The organism is Pseudomonas sp. NPDC089407, assembly GCF_044900445.1.
GTDB lineage: Bacteria > Pseudomonadota > Gammaproteobacteria > Pseudomonadales > Pseudomonadaceae > Aquipseudomonas.
This window is the reverse complement of sequence record NZ_JBJDNB010000019.1, coordinates 48,436-75,204: the sequence shown is the minus strand read 5'-3', so window position 1 is coordinate 75,204 and position 26,769 is coordinate 48,436. Positions and strand designations below refer to the sequence as shown.

The window sequence follows — 26,769 nt, the reverse complement described above, 5'->3', positions numbered from 1 at the left end:
GTTTTCAATGCCCCGTCCGGGCCACTCTCACGGTACTTTCATGGCCAAACGCCAGCTCAATCGCCGCCAGAACTGGCGGATCGAAAAAATCCAGGGTGAGCGCGCCGCTCGCGCCGCCAAACGCGAGCAGCACGCGCTGCAGGAACTGGAAGGTGGTGACCTGGGGCCGGAGCAGTTGGGCCTGGTCATTGCACACTTCGGCGTGCAGGTAGAGGTTGAAGCCCAGGAAGGCGAAACAGCGGGCCAGGTGTTCCGTTGCCACTTGCGCGCCAACCTGCCAGCGCTGGTTACCGGCGACCGTGTAGTGTGGCGCGCGGGTAACCAGGGCATCGGCGTAATTGTCGCGCAAATGCCGCGCAGCACCGAACTGTGCCGGCCGAACAACCATGGCCAGTTGAAGCCGGTGGCCGCCAACGTCGACCTGATCGTGATCGTCTTCGCACCGGCCCCGGAGCCGCACCCGAACCTGATCGACCGCTATCTGGTAGCAGCCGAGCACGCCGGCCTGCGCCCACTGCTGCTGCTGAACAAAGCCGACCTGATCAACGACGAAAACGGCCCTGGCCTGCATGCGCTGCTGGAGGTCTACCGCGAACTGGGCTACCCGCTGCTGGAAGTTTCGGCGCACCACGGTGACGGCATGCAACGCCTGCAGCAACAGCTGGACGGCCACATCAGCGTGTTCGTCGGCCAGTCGGGGGTGGGCAAGTCGTCGCTGGTCAACAGCTTGCTGCCAGACGCCGGCACCCGCGTCGGCGACCTGTCGGAGTGGTCGGGCCAGGGCACGCACACCACCACCACAGCGCGCCTGTACCACTTCCCCAATGGCGGCGACCTGATCGACTCGCCGGGCATTCGCGAGTTCGGCCTGGGCCACGTCAGCCGCGATGACGTGGAAGACGGCTTCATCGAGTTCCGCGACCTGTTCGGCACCTGCCGCTTCCGCGACTGCAAGCATGATCGCGAACCCGGCTGTGCATTGCTCAAGGCATTGGAAGATGGCCGGATCAAGCCGCAACGCATGAACAGTTACCGTTCGATCATCGCCAGCCTGACGGAAGACAGCTACTGATCGGTTTGGCATTTGTGTTGCCTGAGAGATCGAGCGCCGCCCGCGCGGCGCTTCGCGGCACAAGGCCGCTCCCACATCTATTTCAGGCCAGTCACTCCTGTGAGGTCACCGCCGTGCGCCTTGTTTGTTCCCCTCAATATTGAAGGTGTCGCCTGAGCTTTTCTGCAATCTTCAGCCATGCACCCAGGGGGCGAGTGTGGAGGAAGCAGGAATAACTGGCCCGAAACAGATGTGGGAGCGGCCTTGTGCCGCGAAGCGCCGCGCGGGCGGCGCTCTGACTCACAGGCGCTACAAGTATCAAGGCGAACACCCCGAAGGGCTTACTGTTCCTTAGCCTCATCCATCTTCAAAGTCCCATCCTCGAAGATGTTCAGCTTCTGGCGCAGCTCACGCGGCTGCATCGGCGCCTGATCAGCCCCGGCCGCCGGGGCTGCTGGCGCAGCGGGTGCCGCAGCCCCCGGCGCACCACCACTGGCCGGCGGTGCAGCAGGCTCGTTGGCCGGCGCCTCCGGCGTACCCTGCTCACCCTCGATGTTGCGCTGGGCCTTCTTGGTCAACACGATGATGTCGATGCGGCGGTTTACCGGGTTGAACGGGTTCTTGCGGTCGAACAGCGACGACGAGGCGTAACCCACCACTCTCGCTACCTGGCCATCCGGGTAACCACCCGCTACCAGCGCACGGCGCGCGGCGTTCGCACGGTTGGCCGACAGCTCCCAGTTGCCGAACTCGCCCGTGCCGGCATAGGGCTTGGCATCGGTGTGGCCGCTGACGCTGATCTTGTTCGGCACGGCCTTGATGGTGTCGGCCATGGCCAGCAGGATGTCCTCGAAGTACGGCTGCAGGCGCGCACTGCCAATGTCGAACATCGGCCGGTTCTCGGCATCCATGATCTGGATACGCAAGCCGTCCTGAGTGATCTCGAACAGGATCTGGTCCTTGAACTTCTGCAGTTGCGGGTTCTCTTCCACCTTGTTCTGCAACTCTTGCAGCAACAACTCCAGGCGCTCGCGCTCGACCTGTTCGGCCATGGTCTCGACCTGGTCCTTGTTCAGCTGCGTGGGGGACTGCTGCGTCGGCTCGGTCTTCACTTCCGGATTGATGGTTTTATCTGGCGACATCTCCGGCGAACCGCCCAGGTCGATGACATAAGGCGTGCCACTCTCGGAAAAACCGATCGGGTCCTGGAAGTAACCGGCAATAGCGATCTTCTGCTCTGGTGTGGCCGTGGACATCAGCCACAGCACCAGGAAGAACGCCATCATCGCCGTGGCGAAGTCGGCGAAGGCGATTTTCCAGGCGCCGCCGTGGTGGCCGCCGCCAAAGCGCTTTACGCGCTTGACGATAATGGGCTGATTGTTCTCCATGACTCAGCGACCGCGAACCGCTTGTTCCAGCTCGGCGAAGCTTGGGCGGTGCTTGGGGTACAGCACCTTGCGCCCGAACTCGACCGCCAGCGAAGGCGGCATGCCCGAAGCCGAGGCCACCAGCGAGGCCTTGATCGATTCGTACAGGTTCAGCTCCTCCTTGGCATCATGCTCCAGGCACTTGGCCAGCGGGCCGAAGAAGCCGTAGGCCGCCAGGATACCGAAGAAGGTGCCGACCAGTGCCGCACCCACGTGCATGCCGATGGCCGCCTGGTCACCCTCGCCCAGCGATGCCATGGTCACCACGATACCCAGCACCGCCGCGACGATACCGAAGCCGGGCATGCCGTCGGCAATGCCGGTCACCGCATGGGACGGGTGCTCAAGCTCTTCCTTCATGCTCAGCAGTTCCATGTCGAACAGGCCTTCGAGCTCGTGCGGGGCCATGTTGCCGGTGGACATGATGCGCAGGTAGTCGCAGACGAACGCGGTCATGCGCTCATCGGCCAGTACCGTCGGGTACTTGGCGAAGATCGGGCTGGCTGCAGCGTCTTCGATGTCGGCCTCGATGGCCATCATGCCTTCGCGACGGCTCTTGTTGAGGATCTCGTACACCAGGCCCAGCACTTCCAGGTAAAAGGCATGACTGAAGCGCGAGCCGAACATTTTCATCGACTTCTTGATGACGTGCATGGTCATGTAGCCAGGGTTGGCCTGCAGGAATGCACCGAAGGCCGCACCGCCGATAATCAGTACTTCGAACGGCTGGATCAGCGCCGCGATCTTGCCGTGGGAAAGCACGTAGCCGCCGAGCACGCTCGCGAATACGACGATGATGCCGATAATTTTAGCCATAGGTTCAAAGCACTTGCTGTCGTGGTCAGGGGATGAGACGAGAGCTTTAAAACTCTTCTTCTACTTATCGGCAGAACTGCGCCAGACTATAGCCACATAATGCGAAAAGCCAGTTCGGACTGATGTCAAAATGCCAATTGAAACCAAGGTGCCCGCTCAGGCTCCGCGTACGCTAGAGGCCTGGGTCAAGCTGCTCGAGAGTGTTCGCATTCCCGTTCCGAAGCACAGCTACGACCGGGTCATGGCCGCCATCCACGATAGCCGCCGCTCGCTGCGTGACATCGCCGAACTGATGCAGGATAGCCCGGCCCTGGTGCTGTCGGTGATGCGCGAAGCCAATCACCCCACCAATGCCAGCCTGGCCGAGCCGGCCGAAAGCCTGGAGGTTGCCCTCAACCGCCTGGGCCTGGAGCGCAGCGAACAGCTGCTCAAGCGCCTGCCAGCGTTGCCCGCCGACGAAATTCCGCCGGTACTCAGCCAGTTCCAGCTGATCAGCCAGCATGCCTCGCAGCAGGCCAGCGGCCTGTTCGCCAGCCGCCTGGCGCGGCTGTGGCAGGAGATTCACTGGGGCAGCCTGCTGTTCCTGTCGCCACTCTGGCCACTGGCGCTCGCCTACCCCAAGCTGCTCGATACCTGGGAATTGCGGGTTATCCACAAGGGTGAAGATGCCGCCCAGGTCGAGGAAGAACTGTTTGGCGTGCGCATCATGGCGCTGTGCCAGACCATGGCCGAGTACTGGCGCCTGCCGCAATGGGTCACCCAGGGTTACCGCCTGCTGCTGGAAGAGCGCGAGCAACTGGCCCAGGTGCTGAGCATCGCCCGTGACGAAGACCTGCTCAGCCAGCAACACCGCCTGGATGCCGAGCCCGGCCTGCGCCGCTGGTTCAACCAGCCGGCCAATACCGTGCTACTGGCCAACAACCTGGCCCTGGCGGCGCAGGTTGGCTGGGACAACCCGCACTTGCTGCGCTGGCAACTGCTGACCGCACTGTACCTGCAGACTTCGCTGGAAGATGTGCAGCAACAGATGCACCAGCAGGCTGCGGCCAGCGCCCGTCGCCATGCCCGACATGCCCTGTTCCACCCGGCCGAGGCGTTGATCTGGCCGTGGCACCAACGCCGCCCGCACCCGGACATGCTGGCCCCGCCGCCCCCCAGCAGCGATGAGCTGGCACGCTGGCGCACGCTGTGCCAGGACCTGCTGGCGCAACCCAGCCCGTTCACCAACACCGTGCACCTGGCTACCCAGGCCCGTGAGGCCCTGCTGGCCTGCGGCATGCAACGCATCATGCTGCTGAGCCTGGACAAGGCCAGTGACTACCTGCGCGTGCAGCAGGTCGCCGGCCTGCCCAAGGAAGCCGGAGCCCTGGCCCTGCAGGTGTCGCAGAACAAACTGCTGCAAAAGCTGCTGAGCCAGGCCGGGCAACTGCGCATCACCCCGGAAAACCACAGCCAGTTTTCGGCCCTGCTGCCCGCCCCGCTCCGCGCGCTGTTCCGCAGCGAACATGTGCTGCTACGCTCGCTGGCAGTGAACGACCAGGTGCTGATGGTGCTGGTGGCCGACCAGGGCTGCCGGCCGTTGGCCGAAATCAGCGTGCAGGCTTTCGGCAAGACCGCGCAGTGCATCGAGCGGGCCCTGTCAGTGTTTGCCAACCGCAAGGGCTGAGCCTTGCGCTACAATCGCCCCTCTTTCCACACTGGAGACCGTGGATGACTGACTTTTCCGGCCTGCCGCTGGTGATCGAAGCCGCAGACCTGCTGCCACGCCTGGATTCACCGCAGCTGATCCTGGTCGATCTGAGCAGTGCCAACCGCTATGTCAGCGGGCATATCCCCGGCGCGCACTTTGTCGAAGGCAAGCGTACCCAGCTCGGCCAGCCACCCGCCCCCGGCCTGCTGCCGGCCCTGGGCGAGCTGGAAAAACTGTTCAGCGAACTCGGCCACCGCGATGATGCTGTGTACGTGGTCTACGACGATGAAGGGGGCGGCTGGGCCGGGCGCTTCATCTGGCTGCTCGACGTGATCGGCCACAAGCACTATCACTACCTCAATGGCGGCATCCAGGCCTGGCCGGCCGACAAGCTGGCCACCGAAGCTCCTGCCAGCGGCAGCGCCCCGGTGCACCTGCACATCGACAGCGCCCCCACGGCCACCCGCGAGTACCTGCAAAGCCGCCTGGGCGCCGATGACCTGGTCATCTGGGACGCCCGTGGCCCGCAGGAATTCAACGGCGAGAAAGTGCTGGCAGCCAAAGGCGGCCACATCCCCGGCGCAGTCAACTTCGAGTGGACCGCCGGCATGGACCTCAACGACCACCTGCGCATTCGCCAGGACATCGCCGAAGTCCTGCAGAAACTGGGCATCACCCCCGACAAGGAAGTGATCACCCACTGCCAGACCCATCGCCGCTCCGGTTTCACTTACCTGGTGGCCAAAGCCCTCGGCTACCCACGCGTCAAGGCCTACGCCGGCTCGTGGAGCGAATGGGGCAACCACCCGGACACGCCTGTAGAAGTCTAAGGAACCCGCATGAAATCCCGTCTGTTCATCATCAGCCAGTACCTGCTGCCGCACCACCTGCTGTCGCGGCTGGCCGGCTGCGTCGCCGAGTGCCGTGTGCGCTGGTTCAAGAATGCCTTCACCGCCTGGTTCGCCAAGCGCTACCAGGTGAACATGAGCGAAGCACTGGTCGAAGACCTGAGCGCCTATGAACACTTCAACGCGTTCTTCACTCGCGCGCTGAAGCCAGGTGCCCGCCCGCTGGACGAAACCCCGGGCGCCATCCTGTGCCCCGCCGACGGTGCCGTCAGCCAGCTCGGCCCGATCGAGCACGGCCGCATCTTCCAGGCCAAAGGCCACGGCTACAGCGCGCAGGAACTGCTGGGCGGTGACCCGGCCATGGCTGCGCCGTTCATGGGCGGCGAATTCGCCACCATCTACCTGTCGCCCAAGGACTACCACCGCGTGCACATGCCGCTGGCCGGTACCCTGCGTGAAATGGTCTACGTGCCGGGCCGGCTTTTCTCGGTCAACCAGACCACTGCAGAGAACGTCCCCGAGCTGTTCGCCCGTAACGAGCGCGTGGTCTGCCTGTTTGATACCGAGCGCGGGCCGATGGCCGTGGTGCTGGTGGGTGCGATGATCGTTGCTTCGATCGAGACCGTGTGGGCCGGCCTGGTGACGCCGCCCAAGCGTGAGCTGAAGACCTTCCGTTACGACGAAGCCAGCCGTACGCCGATCCACCTGGAGAAAGGTGCCGAGCTGGGCCGTTTCAAGCTGGGTTCGACGGCTATCGTGCTGTTCGGACCGGAGCAGGTGAAGTGGGCCGAGAGCCTGGGTGCCGGGTCTGCGGTGCGCATGGGGCAGCAGCTGGCGGCGCCTGTGCAGGTTTAATTGCCTGATAGAACCTTGGGGCTGCTCTGCAGCCCAATCGCGACACAAGGCCGCTCCTACAGGAGATATGCGATTTCCTGTAGGAGCGGCCTTGTGTCGCGATGGGCTGCGAAGCAGCCCCGAATTCTCGAATCAGCCGCGCGCGTCGCGGTCACGCAGGCCCAGCAGGTACAGCACGCCATCCAGCCCCAGGGTGGAAATCGCCTGCTTGGCCGACTGACGCACCAGCGGCTTGGCACGGAACGCCACACCCAGGCCGGCCAGCGACAGCATCGGCAGGTCGTTGGCACCATCACCTACGGCAATGGTCTGTTCCAGCTGCAAGCCTTCTTCGCTGGCCAGCTTCTGCAACAGTTCGGCCTTGCGCTGGGCGTCGACGATCGGCTCTACCGCCACGCCGGTCACCTTGCCATCGACCACTTCCAGCTCGTTGGCGAACACGTAGTCGATACCCAGGCGCGCCTGCACCTGGCGGGCAAAATAGGTAAAGCCACCCGACAGGATCGCGGTCTTGTAACCCAGGCGCTTGAGTTCGGCGAACAGGTTTTCGGCGCCCTCGGTCAGGCGCAGCGAGGCGCCGATCTGGTCCAGCACGCCTACGTCCAGGCCCTTGAGCAGCGCCATGCGCTCCTTGAAGCTGGCGCGGAAGTCCAGCTCGCCACGCATCGCACGCTCGGTGATCGCCGCCACCTGCTCACCCACGCCAGCCGCCTTGGCCAGCTCGTCGATGACTTCGGCCTCGATCAGCGTCGAGTCCATGTCGAACACCGCCAAGCGGCGGTTGCGGCGGAACAGGTCGTCCTTCTGGAAGGCAATGTCCACGCTCAGTTCTTCAGCCAAGGCGAAGAAATCGGCACGCAGCGCCTGGGCATCGCTTGGCAGGCCACGCACGGAGATCTCGACCGCCGCCTTGCCCTTGTCGATTTCGGCGTCCAGCGCCACCCGGGCCGACAGCCGCTCGATACGCTCGATGGTCAGGCCATACTGGCTGATCACCGCACTCACCCGCTGCAGTTGCTCAGGGGTGATCTTGCGGCTCAGCAGGGTGACGATATGGCGCGCCTCGCCGTGGCCATCAGCCCAGTGATGGTAGTCTGCCTCGGAAATCGGCGTATAACGGGCCTGCAGGTTCAGTTCGTGGGCCTTGGCCTGCACGCTTTGCAGCAGCGCGGTGGCCACTTCGTTGTCCGGGATATCGACCAGGATGCCGAACGACAAGGTGCCGTGCATGACCGCCAGGCCAATGTCGAGGATACTCACACCGCCCTGCAGCAGGACGCCGGTGATAGCCGCAGTGAGACCGGGACGGTCCTCACCGGTGATGTTGATCAGGACGATTTCGCGCACAACCTGGCTCCGACTTCGATGAAAAATGCGCATTCTACCGATTTTCCATGACCATCGGGCGCCAACGATACTTTGCCGACAAAACCCGGGTCGCTATACTCCCCCCACTTTCTTGCCATTAAGAGCCGAGCTCAGTGAACCGGCCCACGCCCGTCAAACCAGACAACTTCTTCCTGATGATCTATCGTGCCCTGAGTCAACGTCGCGTGCCGCTGGCACTGCGCATCGCCTGCACCAACATCTTCCTGGTGGCGCTGGCACTGGTCATCTATGCCTGTGTGATGGGCCTGCAGTTCAAGCAGGCCATGCACGAGCAGGCCGATGCCCTGGGGCAGAGCCTGACCACCCAGACCGCCACCTCGGCGACCGAGCTGCTGGTGTCCAACGACATCCTCAGCCTCAACGTGCTGCTGGGCAACCTGGTGAAAAACCCGCTGGTGGCCCATGCGGCGATCTACAGCGTGGACAACCGCATCCTCGCCGAGGCTGGCCAGCGGCCGCGCAACAGCCTGCTGGGCGAGGCTGAAGGCCTGTACCAGACCAAGATCACCTTCCAGGACGTGACCGCCGGGCAATTGCGCATCAGCCTGGACATGAGCCAGTTCCAGCAGCCAATGCTGATCAGCCTGCAGAGCATGGGCATCCTCGCCGCCATCCTGCTGGCGCTGGCCTTGGCCCTCAGCTTGCGTCAGGGCCGCTATATCACCCTGCCGCTGCTGCAACTGCGGGTATGGCTGCGCGACCCGCAGTACTACACCCCGGCCACCGACCGCCAGGACGAGATCGGCGACATTGCCCGCCAGCTGCATGCACGCCTGGCACCACCGCCGCCACCGGAACCGGAGCCCGAGGAAGACGGCGACGCGCCATTCGACGACTTGCACGAAGCCGCCCCGGCCGCCAAGGCCGCGCCGCGTGCCAAGGTGGCCGCGCTGGAAGACGAGCATGACGACGAAGCCTTCGCCGGCCTGCTGGACGACGACAGCGCCCCGAAAGCCGCCGCCGTGGCCGAGCCCGACGAACCGCAATACAGCGCCATCCTTGCCGTACAACTGGGCTCGCAGGAGCAGCTGCGCCGCCTGCCGCGCACGCGCCTGGCCGAGCTGACCGAGCGTTACCGCGACTGCCTGGAGCACGCGGCCTCGCTTTACGACGGCGAAACACACACGCTCAACGACGGCAGCACGCTCGTGCTGTTCCACAGCCGCGAGTGTGGCGAGGACTACCTGACCAACGCCATTTGCTGCGGTGAGTTGTTGCGAGCCCTGGGCCATGCCCTGCAGATCGAAGTCGCCGACAGCGGCATCACCTTGCAGCTGCAACTGGGCCTGGTGCTGGGCAACGACCTGCATGGGCTGGAACTGGTCGACCTGCTGATGGCCGAGAAGGCCCAGGATGCCCTGGCGCTGTCGCAACACAGCCGCAACCTGTTGCTGGTGGAGCGGCAGATCAGCGATGACGCGCTGATTCGCCAGCGCGCGCGCATTCGCCCGATTGCCAGCCCGGAGGGTGCTTGCTGTGTGGAGCGCTTGATGGAGCCGTATCCGTCGATGCTGGAGCGCCAGTTGGCGCGAATGCACGAGCGCCGGGCCTGACAGGCATACGCTGCCCCTGTAGGAGCGGCCTTGTGTCGCGATGTGCTGCGGCAGCAGCCCCAGGGTTCATTGCTGCGGCACATATCTTTGGGGCTGCTGCGCAGCCCATCGCGACGCAAGGCCGCTCCTACAGAGACCGTGCCAGGCTTCAGACTGGCTTATTGCAGATGCAAAAAAGCCCGCAACGATGCGGGCTTTTTTGTGGCGGTTCGATCAGAACCGATAAACTTCCATGTCGGTACGAATCGGCGAGGCCATCGGGATCTTGGACTTCTCCGGTGCCTTCTTCACCTGTACCGGCGCAGCAGGCTTTTTAGGCGACTCCTCGGCAATTGCCGGCTGGTTGGCCAGCGGCTTCACCGCAGTGCTCAGCTGTTCGGCCAGTTTCTGCAGCAATTGGCCCTGAGCCTGAACCTGTGACGACTCGCTGCCCTCGTGCGGCTGCTCGAGGTGAACGATACGATTGTCCCGCACACGGCCGCGGCGGTCCAGCAAGCGCCACTGGGCATCCAGGATGGCTGGCTGGTCCTTGCCCGAGTCCAGGCGAGTGATAGACAGCAGCACTTGCACGTCCGGGCTGAAACCGGTGGTTGCCGGGGCCAGTACCACACGCTGGCTGTCCAGGCGCCACGCCAATTGACGCACCAGCAGCTGGTCAATGTCCGACGAAAGGCTACCCGCCCAACGACCGTCGGTCGCCGCGCTCAGGCTGCCATCGGCCTGACGTTGCAGGAACGTCTCGCGCTGCAGGTAATCGGCCACCGAGACCGGGCCGAGCACCACGGCCATGCCCGCACTCTGCGAAGGCTGGCCAGGATCACCGCTGTCGAGCTGGTACAAGGCGACCGGCTGATGCATGGTGCACCCGCCAAGGCCCAGCAGGCCAGTCATCAACAGCGCAAATGGAAGGCGCAGAAATTTCATCATCCCATCCAGGCGGTCGCCTACAGGCACACCGCAGTGATACATAAAAATTCAAACGGGCACACGGCCACGCCGGCACCGCAAGGGCCATATCATCCGCGAAATAACCGTCCGACTCCAGTGTTTCTGCCCGGAACGGCGCTGAAATTGCCGTTCCAGACATTTCTACCGGTTACGCCGGCACTTCCACCTGCAAGCTATCGACACGCTGGAAGCCGCGTGGCAGCTTGCTACCGCGCCGTCCGCGCTCGCCCTTGTAATGCTCCAGATCGTCCGCCTTCAAAGACAGGGTACGCTTGCCAGCCTGCAAAACAAGGGTCGCGCCCTCGGGAATGACTGCCAGATCGGTAACATATTCTTCACGGCTGGCCACCCGGTCGCCCGGCACACCGATGATCTTGTTGCCCTTGCCTTTACCCAGCTGTGGCAAGTCGCTGACCTTGAACACCAGCAGTCGGCCTTCGGTGGTGACGGCCGCCAGCCAGTCCTGCTCACGGTTGGCCACCGGGCGCGGGGTCATGACCTTGGCGCCGTTGGGCAGGCTGAGCAAGCCCTTGCCGGCCTTGTTCTTGGCCTGCAGGTCTTCACCCTTGACCACGAAGCCGTAGCCGGCATCCGAAGCCACCACGTACAGCGCATCGTCCTCGGGCAGCAGCACACAATCGAAGGTGGCCCCAGGCGGAGGCGTCAGGCGCCCCGTCAGCGGCTCACCCTGGCCACGCGCCGAAGGCAGGCTGTGGGCGGCAAGCGAGTAGCTGCGCCCGGTCGAGTCGATCAGCACGGCAAACTGGTTGGAACGCCCGGCCGCAGCGGCCTTGAAGCCGTCGCCTGCCTTGTACGACAGGCCGGTCGCGTCAATGTCGTGGCCCTTGGCACAGCGTATCCAGCCTTTTTCCGACAGCACCACAGTAACCGGCTCGGTCGGCATCAGCTCGTTTTCCGAAAGGGCCTTGGCTTCGGCGCGCTCGACGATTGGCGAGCGGCGGTCGTCGCCATAGGTTTCGGCATCCTTGATCAGCTCGCTGCGCACCAGCTTGCGCAGCTTGGCCTCGCTACCCAGCAGCGCCTGCAGCTTGGCCTGCTCCTTGAGCAGCTCGTCCTGCTCGCCACGGATCTTCATCTCTTCCAGGCGCGCCAGTTGCCGCAGGCGGGTCTCGAGGATGTAGTCGGCCTGGATTTCGGTCAGGTCGAAGCGCGCGATCAGCGCCTGCTTGGGGTGTTCCTCGGTGCGGATGATGTGGATCACTTCATCCAGGTTGAGGAACGCGGTGAGCAAACCGTCCAACAGGTGCAGGCGCTTCTCGACCTTGTCCAGGCGGTGCTGCAGCCGGCGACGAACGGTGTTGGTGCGGAACTCCAGCCACTCCACCAGGATCGTGCGCAGGTTCTTCAGCTGCGGCCGGCCGTCGAGGCCGATGATGTTGACGTTGACCCGGTAGCTGCTTTCCAGGTCGGTGGTGGCGAACAGGTGCTGCATCAGTTCGTCGGCATCCACGCGGTTGGAGCGCGGGATGATCACGATGCGGCACGGGTTCTCATGGTCCGACTCGTCGCGCAGGTCGGCCACCATCGGCAGCTTCTTGGCCTGCATTTGCGCCGCGATCTGCTCCAGCACCTTGGCCCCGGAGACCTGGTGTGGCAACGCGGTAACCACGATGTCGCCATCCTCGACGCGGTACACGGCGCGCATGCGGATCGAGCCGCGGCCGCTTTCGTACATCTTGAGGATTTCAGCCCGCGGCGTAACGATCTCGGCCTCGGTCGGGTAATCCGGGCCTTGAATGTGCTCGCACAACTGCTCGATGGTGGCCTTGGGCTCGTCGAGCAGGCGCACGCAGGCGCTGGCTACTTCACGCAGGTTGTGTGGCGGTACGTCGGTGGCCATGCCCACGGCGATACCGGTGGTGCCGTTGAGCAGGATGTTGGGCAGGCGCGCCGGCAACACGGCCGGTTCCTGCAAGGTGCCGTCAAAGTTCGGTACCCAGTCGACGGTACCCTGGCCAACCTCGCTGAGCAGCACTTCGGCGTAGCGTGACAGCCGCGCCTCAGTGTAACGCATGGCGGCGAACGACTTCGGATCGTCCGGCGCACCCCAGTTGCCCTGGCCGTCGACCAGGGTGTAGCGGTAGCTGAACGGCTGCGCCATCAGCACCATGGCCTCGTAGCAGGCCGAGTCGCCGTGGGGGTGGAACTTGCCGAGCACGTCACCGACGGTACGCGCCGACTTCTTGTGCTTGGCATCGGCATCGAGCCCCAACTCGCTCATGGCGTAGACGATGCGGCGCTGCACCGGCTTCAGGCCATCGCCGATGTGCGGCAGGGCGCGGTCCATGATCACGTACATGGAGTAGTTGAGGTAGGCCTGTTCGGTGAAGTCAGCCAGCGAGCGGCGTTCTACGCCGTCCAGGCTGAGTTCCAGTGAGTCGCTCATGCGGGCCTCGTCATTTCAGGTTCTGGCGCAGCAGCATAGTGCCGCCACGCTGGGTAAATTCAAGTTGTTGCAGGGCACTCATGCCCAGTAATACGGTGGGCCCGTCCAGGCCCGGCACGACGATGGCGCGTACACCCTGCAGGCGGATATCGCCCAGTTGCAGGCTGGCCAGGCGCGTGCGGTAGCCTTCGGTGCGACCGTTGGCGGTGCTCAGCAGCACCGGGCTGCCTCGCTCCAGGTTCAGATCGCGGGCCACTCCCCCGGGGATCGCCACGTCGGTGGCACCGGTGTCGAGCATGAAATGCACCACCTGGCCATTGATCGCGCCATCAACCACGAAATGGCCCTGGCCATTGCCCAGCAGGCGCACTTCGACAAAACCCTCGCCATGCGCGGACTGCACCTGGCTATTGGGGTTGCGCTGGCTGTCTTCCCACTGGCCGAAAAAGCGCGTGGCCAGGAATAGCGCCGCGGCCCAGGCGAGGACCATCAGCACCCTGCCCGCACGCTTGCCCGGCGCCTGGCTCATGGCTTGGCGCTCCAGCCGCCTTGCGGCGCGTCGAAGCGCCAGACGATCGGCCGGGTTTCGCCATCGGCACGGGCGCCGTTGTTGTTGTCCAGGCCGATCCACGCGCCCTTGGCATCGATCACCAGCGCTTCGGCCAGGCCAAACGGCTGCGCGTAGCGGCGTGACTCGACCAGCGCATCGGCAGCGAACGACCAGCAACGCTCGACCGTGCCGCTGTCGGCGTCACGCCGGCATACCCGGTAGGCGTTGCGTTCCAGGGTAAACAGCTTGCCCTCGAACCAGGTCAGGTCGGCGAAGTCACGCGACAAAGCCCGGGCATCGGGCATTTGCGCCGGTTGCATCTCGACCCCGGCCTCGCTCAACAGCACGCAACTGCGCCCGCAGGTCCATACCGACTGCTGGCGCTCGATGGCCACCAGGCCACGGCGCTCGCGCTCGGCGGCCAGCCACAGGCGGTCACCCGCCGGGTTGATCGCCAGGCCTTCGAACAGGGCGTTGAAGTTCAGCAGCATGCCGCTGGCCCGGGCCTGGCGCACCATGGCCGGGTCGATCTTCAGCCAGTACGGCTCGCCGTCCAGCGGCAGTTGCAGCACCGCGGCATGGGCTTCGCTGACCAGGTACAGGTTGCCCGCCTGGTCACAGGTGATGCCCTCGAAATCCAGTTCGCCACCGCGAATGTACGACGCTGCCCAGTTGCGCGACTTCAGCCCCCACGGCAGGCCGCTTTCCGGCACCGGTGGCGGGCTGAAGGTAAGCGGCTGGGCGCGCCAGGTGGCGTTCTGCTGGTCGAAGCGATAGATGCGGTCGTCGTCGCGGTCGGACACGCCCCACAGCGCGCCCCGGCACTGCGCAAGGCCAGACAGGTTGCCGCCGCGCATGCCGTCGATCGGGTGTTCGGCACTCATCTTCAGCTCCGGCCAGTTGCCCGCCAGGCTTGGCAGGGCAACCAGCGCCAGGCAGGCCGCCAGGAGCTGACGAATCAAACCATGACCTCGGCCAGGTTGCCTTTGGTTTCCAGCCAGCTCTTGCGGTCACCGGCACGTTTCTTGGCCAGCAGCTTGTCCATCAGCTCGCACGTCGCCTCGACGTCGTCCAGGGTCAGCTGCACCAGGCGCCGGGTGTTCGGGTCCATGGTGGTTTCGCGCAGCTGCGGCGGGTTCATTTCGCCCAGCCCCTTGAAGCGGGTCACCTGCGGCTTGCCGCGTTTCTTCTCGGCTACCAGGCGGTCGAGGATGCCATCACGCTCGGCTTCGTCGAGGGCGTAGTAGATTTCCTTGCCCAGGTCGATGCGGTACAGCGGTGGCATGGCCACGTACACATGCCCGGCCTCGACCAGCGCGCGGAAGTGCTGGACGAACAGCGCGCACAGCAGCGTGGCGATGTGCAGGCCGTCGGAGTCGGCGTCGGCGAGGATGCAGATCTTGCCGTAACGCAGTTGCGTCAGGTCGGTAGCACCCGGGTCGACACCGATGGCCACGGCAATGTTGTGCACTTCCTGGCTGGCGAGCACTTCGCCGCCGTCCACTTCCCAGGTGTTGAGGATCTTGCCGCGCAGCGGCAGGATGGCCTGGAATTCCTTGTCCCGCGCCTGCTTGGCCGAACCACCGGCCGAGTCACCCTCGACCAGGAACAGCTCGGCACGCATCGGGTCCTGGCCGGCGCAGTCGGCCAGCTTGCCGGGCAGTGCCGGGCCTTGGGTGATGCGCTTGCGCTCGACCTTCTTGCTGGCCTTGAGGCGGCGGCCGGCGTTGCTGATGGCCAGCTCGGCCAGTTGCATGCCCAGCTCGGGGTGGGCGTTGAGCCACAGGCTGAAGGCATCCTTGACCACGCCGGAGACGAACGCCGCCGCCTCGCGCGAGGAGAGGCGCTCTTTGGTCTGCCCAGAGAATTGCGGCTCCTGCATTTTCATCGAGAGGACGAAGGAAATGCGCTCCCAGATATCCTCCGGCGCCAGCTTCACGCCACGCGGCAGCAGGTTGCGGAACTCGCAGAACTCGCGCATGGCATCGAGCAGGCCTTGGCGCAAACCGTTTACATGCGTACCGCCCTGTGCGGTGGGGATCAGGTTGACGTAGCTTTCCTGAACGCTGTCGCCACCTTCAGGCAGCCACAACAATGCCCAGTCTGCGGCTTCCTTGTTACCCGCCAGGCTGCCGCAGAACGGCTCATCCGGCAGGCGCTGGAACTCGCTTACGGCATCGACCAGGTAGGAGCGCAGGCCATCTTCGTAATGCCATTCGACCTTCTCGCCGCTGGCCTTGTCCTCGAAGCTGACCAGCAGCCCCGGGCACAGGACCGCCTTGGCCTTGAGCACGTGCTTGAGGCGGCTGATGGAAAACTTGGCCGAGTCGAAGTATTTCGGGTCGGGGCTGAAGTACACGCTGGTGCCGGTGTTGCGCTTGCCGACCGAGCCGACCACTTCCAGCTCGCTGGCCTTGAAACCATCGGCGAAAGTCATCTGGTATTCGTTGCCGTCACGCTTGACGCGCACGCGCACCTGGGTCGACAGGGCATTGACCACCGAAATGCCGACGCCGTGCAGGCCGCCGGAGAACTGGTAGTTCTTGTTGGAGAACTTGCCACCGGCGTGCAGCTTGGTAAGGATCAGCTCGACCCCGGACACGCCCTCTTCAGGGTGGATGTCCACCGGCATCCCGCGGCCGTCGTCGCTGACTTCCAGCGAGTGGTCGGCATGCAGGATGACCTGTACCGAACGGGCATGGCCGGCCAGGGCTTCGTCGACACTGTTGTCGATGACTTCCTGGGCCAGGTGGTTGGGGCGGCTGGTATCGGTGTACATGCCCGGCCGCTTGCGGACCGGGTCAAGGCCCGAGAGGACTTCGATGGCGTCTGCGTTATAGGCGCTAGCGCTGGGATTGGCCATAGGGTCTCGTCGTCAGTCTGGTGAGTGCAAAAAAGTCAAAATACAGAAAAATCGAGCGCCGCATACTGCCCACGGGCAATGCCTGCGAAGGCCAGCAGGGCCGGCAGGCGCTCGGCAAAGCCCTGGAAGCTGTGGTCGCCACCGGCCTGGATACGCAGGGCGCATGCGCGGTAATAGCGCTCGGCGTGGCGATAGTCCAGGGTTTCATCGGCGGTTTGCAGCCACACTTGATAGCGGCTGGCATCTGCCGGGGCCGCTACTTCCAGCTCGGCCAGGGCCTGCACGTGATCGTGGGTCAGCTCCCAGGTTTCACCGGTGTAGTGGTTGCGCTGGGTACCCAGGTAGCCATCAAAATGCTTGTGCGGAGTTACCGCCGGGTTGACCAGCAAGGCCTTGAGACCATGGCGCTCGGCCAGATAGGTGGCATAGTAGCCGCCGAGCGAACTGCCCACCAGTAATGGCGCACCGAGCTGGGCGATGGCAGCCTCGAGCTGGGTGATGGCCTGGCGCGGGTGGTGGTGCAAGGCGGGTACGCGCAACTGCTCGGTAAGGCCGAGCTGCTGCATGACGGCTTCGAGTTGGCGCGCCTTGGTTGAAAGCGGCGAGCTGTTGAAGCCGTGGATATAGAGGATGGAACCCGACATGCTGCCCCCGGAATCTGTGGCTTCGCGCCTGATGATGCGGGCGCAGGGACGCGCAGTGTAGCGCGTTCGCCGGGTTTTGACGCAACGTCACGGGTTTCGCAACAATTTCCTCAAGAAAGCCGGGGCCGCTGCGCGCCCCATCGCAGGCAAGCCAGCCCCCACACTGACCGCGTCGCCCTCAGGACCTATGCATTCCTTTGGCAACGACTTCCTTACGCTGCCTGAACAAGACAGCTGCCACAGGGATGCTCAAGGCTTGAGTTCGACGCGGTCGGTGTGGGAGCTGGCTTGCCTGCGATGGGCTGCGCAGCAGCCCCAGATTCTTCAATACCCCGGGCTATCGAAGTCGAGCTTCACTTCAAAGTCCAGCGCCCGCTCTACGCCGGTCTCCAGCCGCCCGTCGGCATGCAGGCGAAGCCAGCGGTAGCCCGGCTGCTCTTCGCTCACCTGAAAGTCCTCGCTACGCGCCGCGAACTGGATGCAGGTCGATGGCGTAGCCAGCAAACGCCAGCCATCACGCAGTTCATCCCATTCCTGATGCACATGCCCCCACAGCAGCGCCCGCACCTGTGGATAACCTTCGACGATATCGAACAGCGCCTGGGCATTGCGCAAACCAATCGGCGCGATCCAGGCGCAGCCGATGTCCACCGGCTGATGGTGGAAACACACCAGACAATGCCGTTCGCCCGCACCTTTCAGTGCTGCTTCCAACACTGCCAGCTGGTCATTCTTCAGAAAGCCATGGGTCGCACCGTGCACGGCCGTGTCGAGCATGACGATGCGCCACCCGCCAATGTCGGTCACCGCCTGCACCAGCTCCGGCGCAACCTGTGCCATCACCTGGGCCTCATCGTGGTTGCCCGGCAACCAGCGAGTCGGCACGGCAAACGGCGCAGTCAGCTCACGGAACGCTTCATAAGAGGCAACACTGGCATCCTGGGACAGGTCGCCAGTGCATAACAGCAGGTCGACCCGCGGTTGCTCGCGCCGCACCTGGGCCACCACATGACGCAGGCTGTTGCGCGTATTGAGGCCGAGCATGCTGCCGGCCGGGTCCGCGAACAGGTGGGCATCGGTCAGTTGCACCACATGCACGGGGCGCGATGGTTCCGAGTGTGGCAACGGCCGTCTCCTTTCAGCGAACGCTGGCCAGTTCGTGACCGCAGGCCAGGCAGTGGCTCAGCCATTCACCGAGGAACAGGTTGAGCTGGGCTTTTTCGTCCGGCTGGTGCATGGCCTTGTTCGGGTACGGGTAGATGCTGCGCAGGCGGCGGGTGTGTTCGGCGCTGACCACTTCAGCCATGCGCGCATCGTGGTACACCTGCACTTCCAGGTGCGGCACCGGCAGCCACGGCAGGCTGTGCTCCTGGCGCACATGCAAGGTGGTGGTGTACGGGCAGGCCAGCACCACGTCCAGCACCAGCACGCCGAGCATCTGGTCGCCCTGGGTCATGCCGATGCGGCGCGAGCTCTGGGTGGTGCGCATGTCGGGTAACAGGCGCATCAGCCGGGCGTAGTTGGCCTCGCAGGCTGCTTGCAGCCCGACCAGGTCAACTCGATAGCGCTCGCGCAGCAGGTTCACTTCCACATACCTCGTACTTCGTCACGGTTCAGCGCCAGCCATTGCAGGCCAATGATGGTCGCCGCGTTGCAGACGCGCCCATCGCGCACCGCCTGCAAGGCATCCTCGAACGACCACACGCGCACGCGAATGTCTTCGCCTTCTTCTTCCAAGCCGTGCAGGCCGCCGGCACCCTCGCTGCTGCAACGCCCAAGGAACAGGTGAACGTATTCGTCACTGCCGCCGGGCGACGGGAAGTAACGGGTCATCGGCCACAGGGCGCTGAAGGTCAGGCCGGCTTCTTCTTCGGCTTCGCGATGAGCAACTTCTTCCGGTTGCTCATCCTTGTCGATCAGCCCGGCAACCATTTCGATCAACCAAGGGTTGTCGGCCTTGCCCATGGCCCCGACGCGGAACTGCTCGATCAGCACCACTTCGTCGCGCAACGGGTCATAGGGCAACACGCACACGGCATCGTGGCGCACGAACAGTTCACGGCTGATCTCGCGGCCCATCCCCCCGGCGAACAACTCGTGGCGCAGGTGCACCCTGTCGAGCTTGTAGAAGCCCTGGAAGCAATTGGCCCGCTTGACGATCTCGACCGCCCTTGGCACCGAATTCAACGTGTCTGACATGAAAATCCTCGTTGCTACATCAACCGCACAATTACTGCATCGCGCCATCCTACTCTGCACGCTAGCGCGTTTCACCCCTTTCCGGTAACCGTTCGCCCACTCGGGACAGCGCGCCTGCTCTCTGTTAGCTTAGTGGCGAACTGAAGGCCGCGCAGACGGTCAAAGGCCGACTTTTCCCTGTTCTGCAAGGATCATCATGACACTTGTCAAACTGACTTCCGTGGCCGTGCTGGCACTCGCTCTAGGTGCCTGCCAGAGCCTGTTCACGCCCAACTACCGGGCCCCGCTCGAGGTCAAGCGCGACGCCTGGGAGCATGTCAAACCCGGCTGCAGCGAAAGCGACTGCCCCTTGGTAAACATCGACATGGTGCACTTCCCGGACCTGCCCAAGCTCGACGGCATCGTCGAAAAGTGCTTGCTGCAACTGACCGAAGATAATCAGCATGGCACCGCACCGAGCACCCTGCAGGCCTACGAACAGCAATACCTGGCCACGGCCGACAAACGTAACAGCAGCTACCTGCAAGCCAAGGTACGCGAGCAGCATGACGGGCTGGTGATCATCGAGCTGTCCAGCTACCTCGACAGTGGCGGCGCCCACGGCATGCCAGGGCGTGGCTTCATCAACTATTCGCGCAAGCTGGACAAGGTGCTGACCCTGCAGGACATGCTGGTGCCTGGCCAGGAAGAGACCTTCTGGAAAACCGTCGAAGAATCGCACCGCGCCTGGCTGATGAGTGTGGGTATGGACAAGGACGCCGAGTTCGTCAAGACCTGGCCGTTCAAGAAGTCGCCGCACGTCGCCCTGACGTACGGCGCGGTGGTGGTCAAGTATGAGGTCTATGCCATTGCGCCCTACTCCATGGGCCACGTGGAACTGAAGATCCCCTACCCGCGCCTGAATGGCGTACTCAAGCCTGAACTGTTTCCCGGCCGCGGCTGAGGCTTAGCAAGGCATGCAGCACACCTGCCAGCAGCAACGCTGGCAGGGTGGCACCCAGCTCCGGTGCGTTGGCGGCAATCAGGTGGTAGGCCGCCACCCCGGCAAACCAGGCCAGCAGGGCCTGCCAGTGCACGCCATCGACCTGTGCCGGGAGGCGGCGGCGACGGATTACGTAGTGGTCCATCAGCACTACGCCGAACAGCGGCGCAAACACCGAACCGATCAGCAGCAGGAAGTTCTCGTACTGGGCCAGCGGCGCCAGCAAGGCGATCAAGGTGCACAGTACGCCGATGGCCAGCGCCAGCTGCTCGACTTTCAACGGCAGCAGCACACCGGTGGAAACCGCCGCCGAGTGGATATCGGCGAAGGCCTTTTCCGACTCGTCGAGCAGAATCAGCAGCAGCGGGATACCCATGCCGGCGCCAGCCAGGGCCAGCAACAGCGCATTGACTTCACCGCTGGCGGCGAAGGCCAGCGTGTAGGCCACGCCCAGGCTCATCAACCAGGTGTTGCCGATGAAGTAGCCCAGTACTGTACCGCCGAACACATGCTTGCCATTACGGGCGAAACGCGAGTAGTCGGCGATCAACGGCAACCACGACAACGGCATGGCAATGACGATGTCAAAGCCTACCGCCAGCGACATCGAGCCGTCCCCGGCGCGGTTCCACAGGTCAGCCAGGTCAGCCTTGGCGAACAAGTTCCAGGTCAGCCAGACGCAGGCGCCCAGCAGCAACCAGATACCCCAGGCGCGCAGCACCTTGCGCACGAACGCCAGAGGCCCGCTCACCGCCAGCAACGTCGCCAGGGCACCAAAGCACAGGGTCCACAGCATCGGGCTGTTCCAGGCACTGTCCTCACCAAAGGCGCGCGCGCCCAGCAGGCTGGCGGCATCGCGCATGACAATGATCTCGAACGCGCCCCAGCCCACCAATTGCAGCAGGTTGAGCAGCGCCGGCAAGCGCGCGCCATGGCTGCCCAGGCTGAGTCTCAGAGTGCCCATGGCCGACAAGCCAGTGTCGCTGCCGATGACCCCGGCGGCGCCCAGCAATAGAACCCCGACACCGGTGCCCAGGGCAATGGCCAGCACTGCGCCGGCCAGGCCCAGGCCTGGCGCGAGCATGGTGCCGACCTGCAGCACCATCAGGCCGATGCCGAGGGAGAACCACAGCGAGAACAGGTCGCGGGCGCCGAAGATGCGCTGGTGGGTGGGGACCGGGTGGTCGGGGGAGAATTGGCTGGGGGTGGTCATGCTTGTTGATACTCGGCAAAGTATTTGAATGGACGCGGTCGCTGTAGGAGCGGCCTTGTGTCGCGAAAGGGCCGCAAAGCGGCCCCGGGTCTCAGCTTCGCAGCTGAATTTGCCGGGGCCGCTTCGCGGCCCATCGCGACGCAAGGCCGCTCCTACAGGGGGCAGTGTCGCGATTTAGACCTTGTGGTACAGCTGGCTGCCTTCCTGGCGGAACCGCTCGGCCTGCTCGCGCATGCCTGTTTCGACCGTAACGTCCACGGCCTCGATCTTGGCGGCGTACTCACGCACTTCCTGGGTGATCTTCATCGAGCAGAACTTCGGCCCGCACATCGAGCAGAAGTGCGCGACCTTGGCCGATTCCTTCGGCAGGGTTTCGTCGTGGTAGGCCCGCGCGGTGTCCGGGTCCAGGCCAAGGTTGAACTGGTCTTCCCAGCGGAACTCGAAACGCGCCTTGGACAAGGCGTTGTCGCGGATCTGCGCGCCCGGGTGGCCTTTGGCAAGGTCGGCCGCATGCGCGGCGATCTTGTAGGTGATGATGCCGGTCTTGACGTCGTCCTTGTTCGGCAGGCCCAGGTGTTCCTTGGGCGTGACGTAGCAGAGCATGGCGCAACCGAACCAGCCGATCATCGCCGCACCAATGCCCGAGGTTATGTGGTCGTAGCCAGGGGCGATGTCGGTGGTCAGCGGGCCGAGGGTGTAGAACGGCGCCTCATCGCAGCACTCCAGCTGCTTGTCCATGTTCTCCTTGATCAGCTGCATCGGCACGTGGCCAGGGCCTTCGATCATGCACTGTACGTCGTGCTTCCAGGCAATCTTGGTCAACTCGCCGAGGGTTTCCAGCTCACCGAACTGCGCAGCGTCGTTGGCGTCGGCGATCGAGCCAGGGCGCAGGCCGTCACCCAGCGAGAAGCTGACGTCGTACGCCTTCATGATTTCGCAGATTTCGTCGAAGTGGGTGTACAGGAAGTTTTCCTTGTGGTGCGCCAGGCACCACTTGGCCATGATCGAGCCACCCCGGCTGACGATACCGGTAACGCGCTTGGCGGTCAGCGGCACATAGCGCAGCAGCACACCGGCGTGGATGGTGAAATAGTCCACGCCCTGCTCGGCCTGCTCGATCAGGGTGTCGCGGAACAGCTCCCAGGTCAGGTCTTCGGCCACGCCGTTGACCTTTTCCAGGGCCTGGTAGATCGGCACGGTACCGATCGGCACCGGCGAGTTGCGGATGATCCACTCGCGGGTTTCGTGAATGTGCTTGCCGGTGGACAGGTCCATGACCGTGTCCGAACCCCAGCGGATGCCCCAGGTCAGCTTGGCCACCTCTTCCTCGATCGAGGAACCCAGGGCGCTGTTGCCGATGTTGCCGTTGATCTTCACCAGGAAGTTGCGCCCGATGATCATCGGCTCCACTTCCGGGTGGTTGATGTTGGCTGGGATGATCGCGCGGCCGCGGGCGACTTCCTCGCGCACGAACTCGGGGGTGATTTCTTTCGGGATGTTGGCGCCAAAGCTGTGGCCGGCGTGCTGCTCGTTCAGCAGGCCAACAGCACGGGCCTCCTGCAGCTTCATGTTTTCGCGGATGGCCACGTACTCCATCTCGGCAGTGATGATGCCCTGGCGGGCATAGTGCATCTGCGAGACGTTGGCGCCGGGCTTGGCGCGGCGCGGGTTGCGCACGTGGGCAAAGCGCAGCTTGGCCAGTTCGGCATCGTTCAGGCGCTGCTGGCCAAAGTCCGAGCTCAGGCCGTCGAGGCGCTCGGTGTCACCGCGGGCTTCGATCCAGGCCGAGCGCACATCGCCCAGGCCCTTGCGCACGTCGATGATCACATCAGGGTCGGTGTACGGGCCGGACGTGTCGTAGACCAGTACCGGGGCGTTGGTTTCGCCACCAAAGTCGGTCGGGGTATCGTCCAGGCTGATTTCGCGCATGGGTACGCGAATGTCCGGGCGCGAGCCTTCGACGTAGATCTTGCGCGAACGGCGGAACGGTTGCACGGACTGCTGATCGACTTGTGCCGATTCGCTGAGGTTGATCGCTTTTTCTTGTTTGGTCATCACAGGCTCTCCAGACGGCTTCCTAGCAGTGGAATGTCGGGGTGAACCTGAATGGCGCGGACGCACCCATTGATGAGTGCAGTGCCGGATAGGGGTGCCTGAAGCTGCATGCAGCTGTGACAATCCCGGACCTGGCACAAGAGGCTCCCCGGGAAGGTGAGCAATCTTGTTCCCTACGCAGGCGCTAACCTGATCAGGTTCAACGGGATCCGCACCTCTGCGATCTCAGCCTTTGCTTCAAGGCACCCCGACAAGAACACGCGCAGTCTAGACTGGAGTGGTCGGCAAAGCCAAGCGGGTAAATGCGTGGATGATGAAAGGCACACCCGGCGATTGTTGCCGGGGGCGCATGGCACTACACTGGCGCATCGCTGGATACTCAACAGTTCAGTAATTAAATTTCGTACAAGGATTGCCTCTATGCTGCGCAAACTCTCACTGGCGATAGCCGTGTCTTGTGCGTCCAACGGAGTGGTATGGGCAGCGGACGTGCCCCAAACAGTCAAGACCGACCTGGTCAGCGTCTACCAGGAAGCGGTCGACAACAACGCTGACCTGGCGGCAGCGCGTGCCGATTACGGCGCCCGTCGCGAAGTGGTACCGCAGGCCCGGGCCGGGTTGCTGCCTAATCTGTCGGCGGGTGCCGAAATGATGAACACGCGCACCAAGCTGGATGAGCCGTCCATCACCTCCAACCGCAGCGGCAATTCCTGGAGTGCGACCCTGGCGCAGCCGATTTTCCGCGCAGACCGCTGGTTTCAGTTGCAGGCTGCCGAGGCGGTCAATGAACAGGCGGCACTTGAACTGTCGGCAACCGAACAGAACCTGATACTGCAAACCGCGCAGAACTACTTCGCCGTGCTGCGGGCGCAGGACAACCTGGCCGCGACCAAGGCCGAGGAAGCGGCCTTCAAGCGCCAGCTCGACCAGTCCAACGAACGTTTCGACGTGGGCCTTTCCGACAAGACCGATGTGCTGCAATCCCAGGCCAGCTATGACACCGCCCGGGCCAACCGGATCATCGCCGAACGCCAGGTACAGGATGCCTTCGAGGCCCTGGTAACCCTGACCAACCGCGAGTACAGCTCGATTCAGGGCGTGGTCCACACCTTGCCGGTGCTGGTCCCTACGCCCAACGACGCCAAGGCCTGGGTCGAAACTGCCGGGCGCCAGAACCTCAACCTGCTGGCCACCAACTATGCGGTTTCCGCCGCCGAAGAGACGTTGCGCCAGCGCAAGGCGGGCCATGCACCGACCGTGGATGCGGTGGCCAAGTACCAGAAAGGCGACAACGACAGCCTCGGTTTCAGCAACCCTTCGCCCTTGGGTCAGCGCTATGGCGGTGATGTCGAGCAGACCAGCGTCGGCCTGCAACTGAACATCCCGATCTACAGCGGCGGCCTGACCAGTTCGCAGGTACGCGAAGCCTACCAGCGCCTGAGCCAAAGCGAGCAGCAGCGTGAAAGCCTGCGCCGCCAGGTGGTGGAAAACACCCGCAACCTGCACCGTGCAGTGAACACCGATGTGGAGCAGGTGCAGGCGCGCAAGCAGTCGATCATCTCCAACCAGAGCGCACTGGAAGCCACCGAAATCGGCTACCAGGTGGGTACCCGCAACATCGTCGACGTGCTCGATGCCCAGCGCCAGCTGTACACCTCGGTGCGCGACTACAACAACAGCCGCTACGACTACATCCTCGATAACCTGAGCCTGAAGCAGGCCGCCGGTACGCTGAGCCCGCAAGACCTGCAGGACCTCAAGCGCTACCTGAAACCGGACTACAACCCGGACAAGGACTTCCTGCCGCCGGACCTGGCAGCGGCGGCGGCCAAGAACTTCGAGCGCCGCCCTTGAGATAGGGGTGCAGTGTTCAAAGGCTGGGTTGCCTTTGATGGCCTCATCGCCGGCAAGCCAGCTCCCACAGGTTCTCCACTGGCCTGTAAGACTTGTGCAATACCTGTGGGAGCTGGCTTGCCGGCGATGAGGCCAGAAAGCCCAACACAGAACTCAGCGCATGAGCCTGGCCAGCCCATCGAGCAAGCGCTGCAAAGCACCCTGATTGGCCTGCATCACCGCCCTGCCCGCCTCGCCCATGCGCTGGGCATCCTGCGGCAGCTCGACCAGGCGGCGCACCGCCTCGGCCAACCCCTCAGCATCGTCCACCTGCTGCAACGCCCCCGCCTCGCGCAACATCGCGCTGATTTCGAGGAAGTTGAACACGTGCGGCCCCATCAGCACTGGCAAGGCCAGTGCTGCCGGCTCCAGCGGGTTGTGCCCGCCGGTCGCCACCAGGCTGCCGCCGACAAAGGCGATGTCAGCCAGGGCATAGAGGAACAGCAGTTCGCCCATCGTATCGCCCAACAAAACCCGCGTCTGCGCATCGACCGGTAGCCCGGCAGAACGGCGCACGGTGTTGAACTGTTCGCTGCACAGCGCATGCACCGCATTGAACCGCTCAGGGTGGCGCGGCACCAGGATCAGCAAGGCATCGCCATGCACCCGCAACAGCTGTTGGTGCGCCTGCAGAATCAGCGCGTCCTCACCCTCATGGGTACTGGCGGCAATCCACACGGGGCGCTGCACTGCCCCCCATTGCCCGCGCAACAACCGGGCACGCGGCAGCAACTGCTCGTCGATTTTCAGGTCGAACTTGATCGAGCCGGTCACCTGCACGCATTCAGGCCGTGCGCCCAGGTCGCGAAAGCGCTGGGCCTCGGTTTCGGTCTGCACGGCAATCAGGCGCATCTCGGCCAGCATCGGCCGGGTCAGCCTGGCAAAGCGCCCATAGCCACGGGCCGAGCGCGCAGACAAACGCGCGTTGGCCAGCGCTACCGGAATGCAGCGCCGGGCACACTGATGAATGTGGTTGGGCCACAACTCGGTTTCCATGATGATGCCCAGCTTCGGCTGCACATGGTCGAGAAAACGCCCCGCCGCCCAAGGCAGGTCGTAGGGCAGGTAGCAGTGCTGCACGCGCGGTTCGTCGGCGAACAACGCGCGAATGCGCTCGGAACCGGTGGGCGTCATGCAGGTGAGCGTGATCGGCAGTTCCGGGTAGACCTTGAGCAAGGCACGCACCATCGGTGCAGCGGCGATGCTTTCGCCCACCGATACGGCATGCACCCAGATCCCGCCCTGGCGCATGGCCGGCAGCTTGAAGGCAAAACGCTCGGCGATGCGCTGGCCATAGGCCGGCGCCTTGCGCGCGCGCAGGTACAGGCGCAGCGCGACCAGCGGCAGGCCCAGGTGAAACAGCAAGGTGTAGAGGGTTCTGTTCAT

General features: G+C 64.0%; 22 protein-coding genes and 1 riboswitch. Of the genes, 7 read left to right on the top strand and 15 right to left on the bottom strand.

Annotated elements, in window-relative coordinates; translation table 11 throughout:
• Positions 1–40: 40 nt before the first annotated feature.
• Positions 41–1,072, top strand: coding sequence for a small ribosomal subunit biogenesis GTPase RsgA (gene rsgA / locus ACI2KG_RS16275; RefSeq protein WP_404662557.1), 1,032 nt, complete (start codon positions 41–43; stop codon positions 1,070–1,072).
• Positions 1,073–1,392: 320 nt separating this feature from the next.
• On the opposite strand, the gene motB is transcribed toward rsgA, so the two are convergent.
• Positions 1,393–2,439 carry a flagellar motor protein MotB gene (gene motB / locus ACI2KG_RS16270; protein ID WP_404662556.1) on the bottom strand — a complete coding sequence of 349 codons (1,047 nt, stop codon included), beginning with the start codon at positions 2,437–2,439 and terminating at the stop codon, positions 1,393–1,395.
• A 3-nt stretch (positions 2,440–2,442) separates the two neighbouring features.
• A complete protein-coding gene (gene motA / locus ACI2KG_RS16265; protein ID WP_201206913.1) occupies positions 2,443–3,294 on the bottom strand; it encodes a flagellar motor stator protein MotA in 852 nt (283 codons plus the stop codon).
• A gap of 130 nt (positions 3,295–3,424) precedes the next feature.
• Between motA and ACI2KG_RS16260 the strand changes: the two genes are divergently transcribed.
• Genes ACI2KG_RS16260 through asd form a run of 3 tightly spaced genes read left to right on the top strand, consistent with a single transcriptional unit; the run spans position 3,425 to position 6,687 of the window.
• Positions 3,425–4,960 carry an HDOD domain-containing protein gene (locus ACI2KG_RS16260; RefSeq protein WP_400612134.1) on the top strand — a complete coding sequence of 512 codons (1,536 nt, stop codon included), beginning with the start codon at positions 3,425–3,427 and terminating at the stop codon, positions 4,958–4,960.
• A gap of 44 nt (positions 4,961–5,004) precedes the next feature.
• Positions 5,005–5,814 (top strand): rhodanese-like domain-containing protein, encoded by an 810-nt coding sequence (locus ACI2KG_RS16255; RefSeq protein WP_404662555.1) that lies wholly within the window; start codon positions 5,005–5,007, stop codon positions 5,812–5,814.
• Between the two features lie 9 nt (positions 5,815–5,823).
• A complete protein-coding gene (gene asd / locus ACI2KG_RS16250) occupies positions 5,824–6,687 on the top strand; it encodes an archaetidylserine decarboxylase (RefSeq protein ID WP_404662554.1) in 864 nt (287 codons plus the stop codon).
• A gap of 132 nt (positions 6,688–6,819) precedes the next feature.
• On the opposite strand, the gene serB is transcribed toward asd, so the two are convergent.
• On the bottom strand, positions 6,820–8,034 hold the full coding sequence (gene serB, locus ACI2KG_RS16245; protein ID WP_404662553.1) for a phosphoserine phosphatase SerB: 1,215 nt from the start codon (positions 8,032–8,034) through the stop codon (positions 6,820–6,822).
• A 134-nt stretch (positions 8,035–8,168) separates the two neighbouring features.
• Here serB and ACI2KG_RS16240 point away from each other — a divergent pair, with 134 nt between their 5' ends.
• The gene (locus tag ACI2KG_RS16240; protein WP_404662552.1) at positions 8,169–9,629 is read left to right on the top strand and encodes a histidine kinase; all 1,461 of its coding nucleotides are present in this window, start codon (positions 8,169–8,171) and stop codon (positions 9,627–9,629) included.
• A gap of 213 nt (positions 9,630–9,842) precedes the next feature.
• On the opposite strand, the gene ACI2KG_RS16235 is transcribed toward ACI2KG_RS16240, so the two are convergent.
• From ACI2KG_RS16235 to ACI2KG_RS16195, 9 genes are all read right to left on the bottom strand, one after another.
• Positions 9,843–10,553, bottom strand: coding sequence for a membrane integrity-associated transporter subunit PqiC (locus ACI2KG_RS16235; protein WP_400612144.1), 711 nt, complete (start codon positions 10,551–10,553; stop codon positions 9,843–9,845).
• 172 nt (positions 10,554–10,725) lie between these two features.
• Positions 10,726–12,984 (bottom strand): DNA topoisomerase IV subunit A, encoded by a 2,259-nt coding sequence (parC, locus tag ACI2KG_RS16230; protein ID WP_404662551.1) that lies wholly within the window; start codon positions 12,982–12,984, stop codon positions 10,726–10,728.
• A 10-nt stretch (positions 12,985–12,994) separates the two neighbouring features.
• Complete coding sequence (locus ACI2KG_RS16225; RefSeq protein WP_404662550.1) at positions 12,995–13,513, bottom strand: TIGR02281 family clan AA aspartic protease; 519 nt, start codon at positions 13,511–13,513, stop codon at positions 12,995–12,997.
• Positions 13,510–14,496 (bottom strand): esterase-like activity of phytase family protein, encoded by a 987-nt coding sequence (locus ACI2KG_RS16220; protein WP_404662549.1) that lies wholly within the window; start codon positions 14,494–14,496, stop codon positions 13,510–13,512. The genes ACI2KG_RS16225 and ACI2KG_RS16220 overlap by 4 nt, the downstream gene beginning before the upstream one ends.
• Complete coding sequence (gene parE, locus ACI2KG_RS16215) at positions 14,493–16,397, bottom strand: DNA topoisomerase IV subunit B (protein ID WP_400612152.1); 1,905 nt, start codon at positions 16,395–16,397, stop codon at positions 14,493–14,495. The genes ACI2KG_RS16220 and parE overlap by 4 nt, the downstream gene beginning before the upstream one ends.
• A gap of 35 nt (positions 16,398–16,432) precedes the next feature.
• A complete protein-coding gene (locus ACI2KG_RS16210; protein WP_404662548.1) occupies positions 16,433–17,041 on the bottom strand; it encodes a YqiA/YcfP family alpha/beta fold hydrolase in 609 nt (202 codons plus the stop codon).
• A 324-nt stretch (positions 17,042–17,365) separates the two neighbouring features.
• The gene (cpdA, locus tag ACI2KG_RS16205) at positions 17,366–18,166 is read right to left on the bottom strand and encodes a 3',5'-cyclic-AMP phosphodiesterase (RefSeq protein WP_404662547.1); all 801 of its coding nucleotides are present in this window, start codon (positions 18,164–18,166) and stop codon (positions 17,366–17,368) included.
• A gap of 13 nt (positions 18,167–18,179) precedes the next feature.
• On the bottom strand, positions 18,180–18,632 hold the full coding sequence (locus tag ACI2KG_RS16200) for a DUF1249 domain-containing protein (protein WP_025752404.1): 453 nt from the start codon (positions 18,630–18,632) through the stop codon (positions 18,180–18,182).
• A complete protein-coding gene (locus tag ACI2KG_RS16195) occupies positions 18,623–19,240 on the bottom strand; it encodes an NUDIX domain-containing protein (protein ID WP_404662546.1) in 618 nt (205 codons plus the stop codon). Before ACI2KG_RS16195 ends, ACI2KG_RS16200 begins: the two co-directional genes overlap by 10 nt.
• 196 nt (positions 19,241–19,436) lie before the next feature.
• On the opposite strand from ACI2KG_RS16195, the gene ACI2KG_RS16190 reads away from it, so the two are divergent.
• A complete protein-coding gene (locus ACI2KG_RS16190; protein ID WP_404662545.1) occupies positions 19,437–20,183 on the top strand; it encodes an RsiV family protein in 747 nt (248 codons plus the stop codon).
• Here ACI2KG_RS16190 and cytX read toward each other — a convergent pair.
• Positions 20,152–21,435, bottom strand: a complete 1,284-nt coding sequence (gene cytX, locus ACI2KG_RS16185) for a putative hydroxymethylpyrimidine transporter CytX (RefSeq protein WP_404662544.1) — start codon at positions 21,433–21,435, stop codon at positions 20,152–20,154. The genes ACI2KG_RS16190 and cytX overlap by 32 nt on opposite strands.
• Before the next feature lie 174 nt (positions 21,436–21,609).
• The gene (thiC, locus tag ACI2KG_RS16180; protein ID WP_404662543.1) at positions 21,610–23,490 is read right to left on the bottom strand and encodes a phosphomethylpyrimidine synthase ThiC; all 1,881 of its coding nucleotides are present in this window, start codon (positions 23,488–23,490) and stop codon (positions 21,610–21,612) included.
• Positions 23,491–23,643: 153 nt separating this feature from the next.
• Positions 23,644–23,750, bottom strand: a riboswitch (TPP riboswitch).
• A 160-nt stretch (positions 23,751–23,910) separates the two neighbouring features.
• On the opposite strand from thiC, the gene ACI2KG_RS16175 reads away from it, so the two are divergent.
• Positions 23,911–25,344 (top strand): TolC family outer membrane protein, encoded by a 1,434-nt coding sequence (locus ACI2KG_RS16175; protein ID WP_404662542.1) that lies wholly within the window; start codon positions 23,911–23,913, stop codon positions 25,342–25,344.
• 153 nt (positions 25,345–25,497) lie between these two features.
• Here the strand turns inward: ACI2KG_RS16175 and waaA are convergent, their stop codons facing one another.
• A complete protein-coding gene (gene waaA / locus ACI2KG_RS16170; RefSeq protein WP_404662541.1) occupies positions 25,498–26,769 on the bottom strand; it encodes a lipid IV(A) 3-deoxy-D-manno-octulosonic acid transferase in 1,272 nt (423 codons plus the stop codon).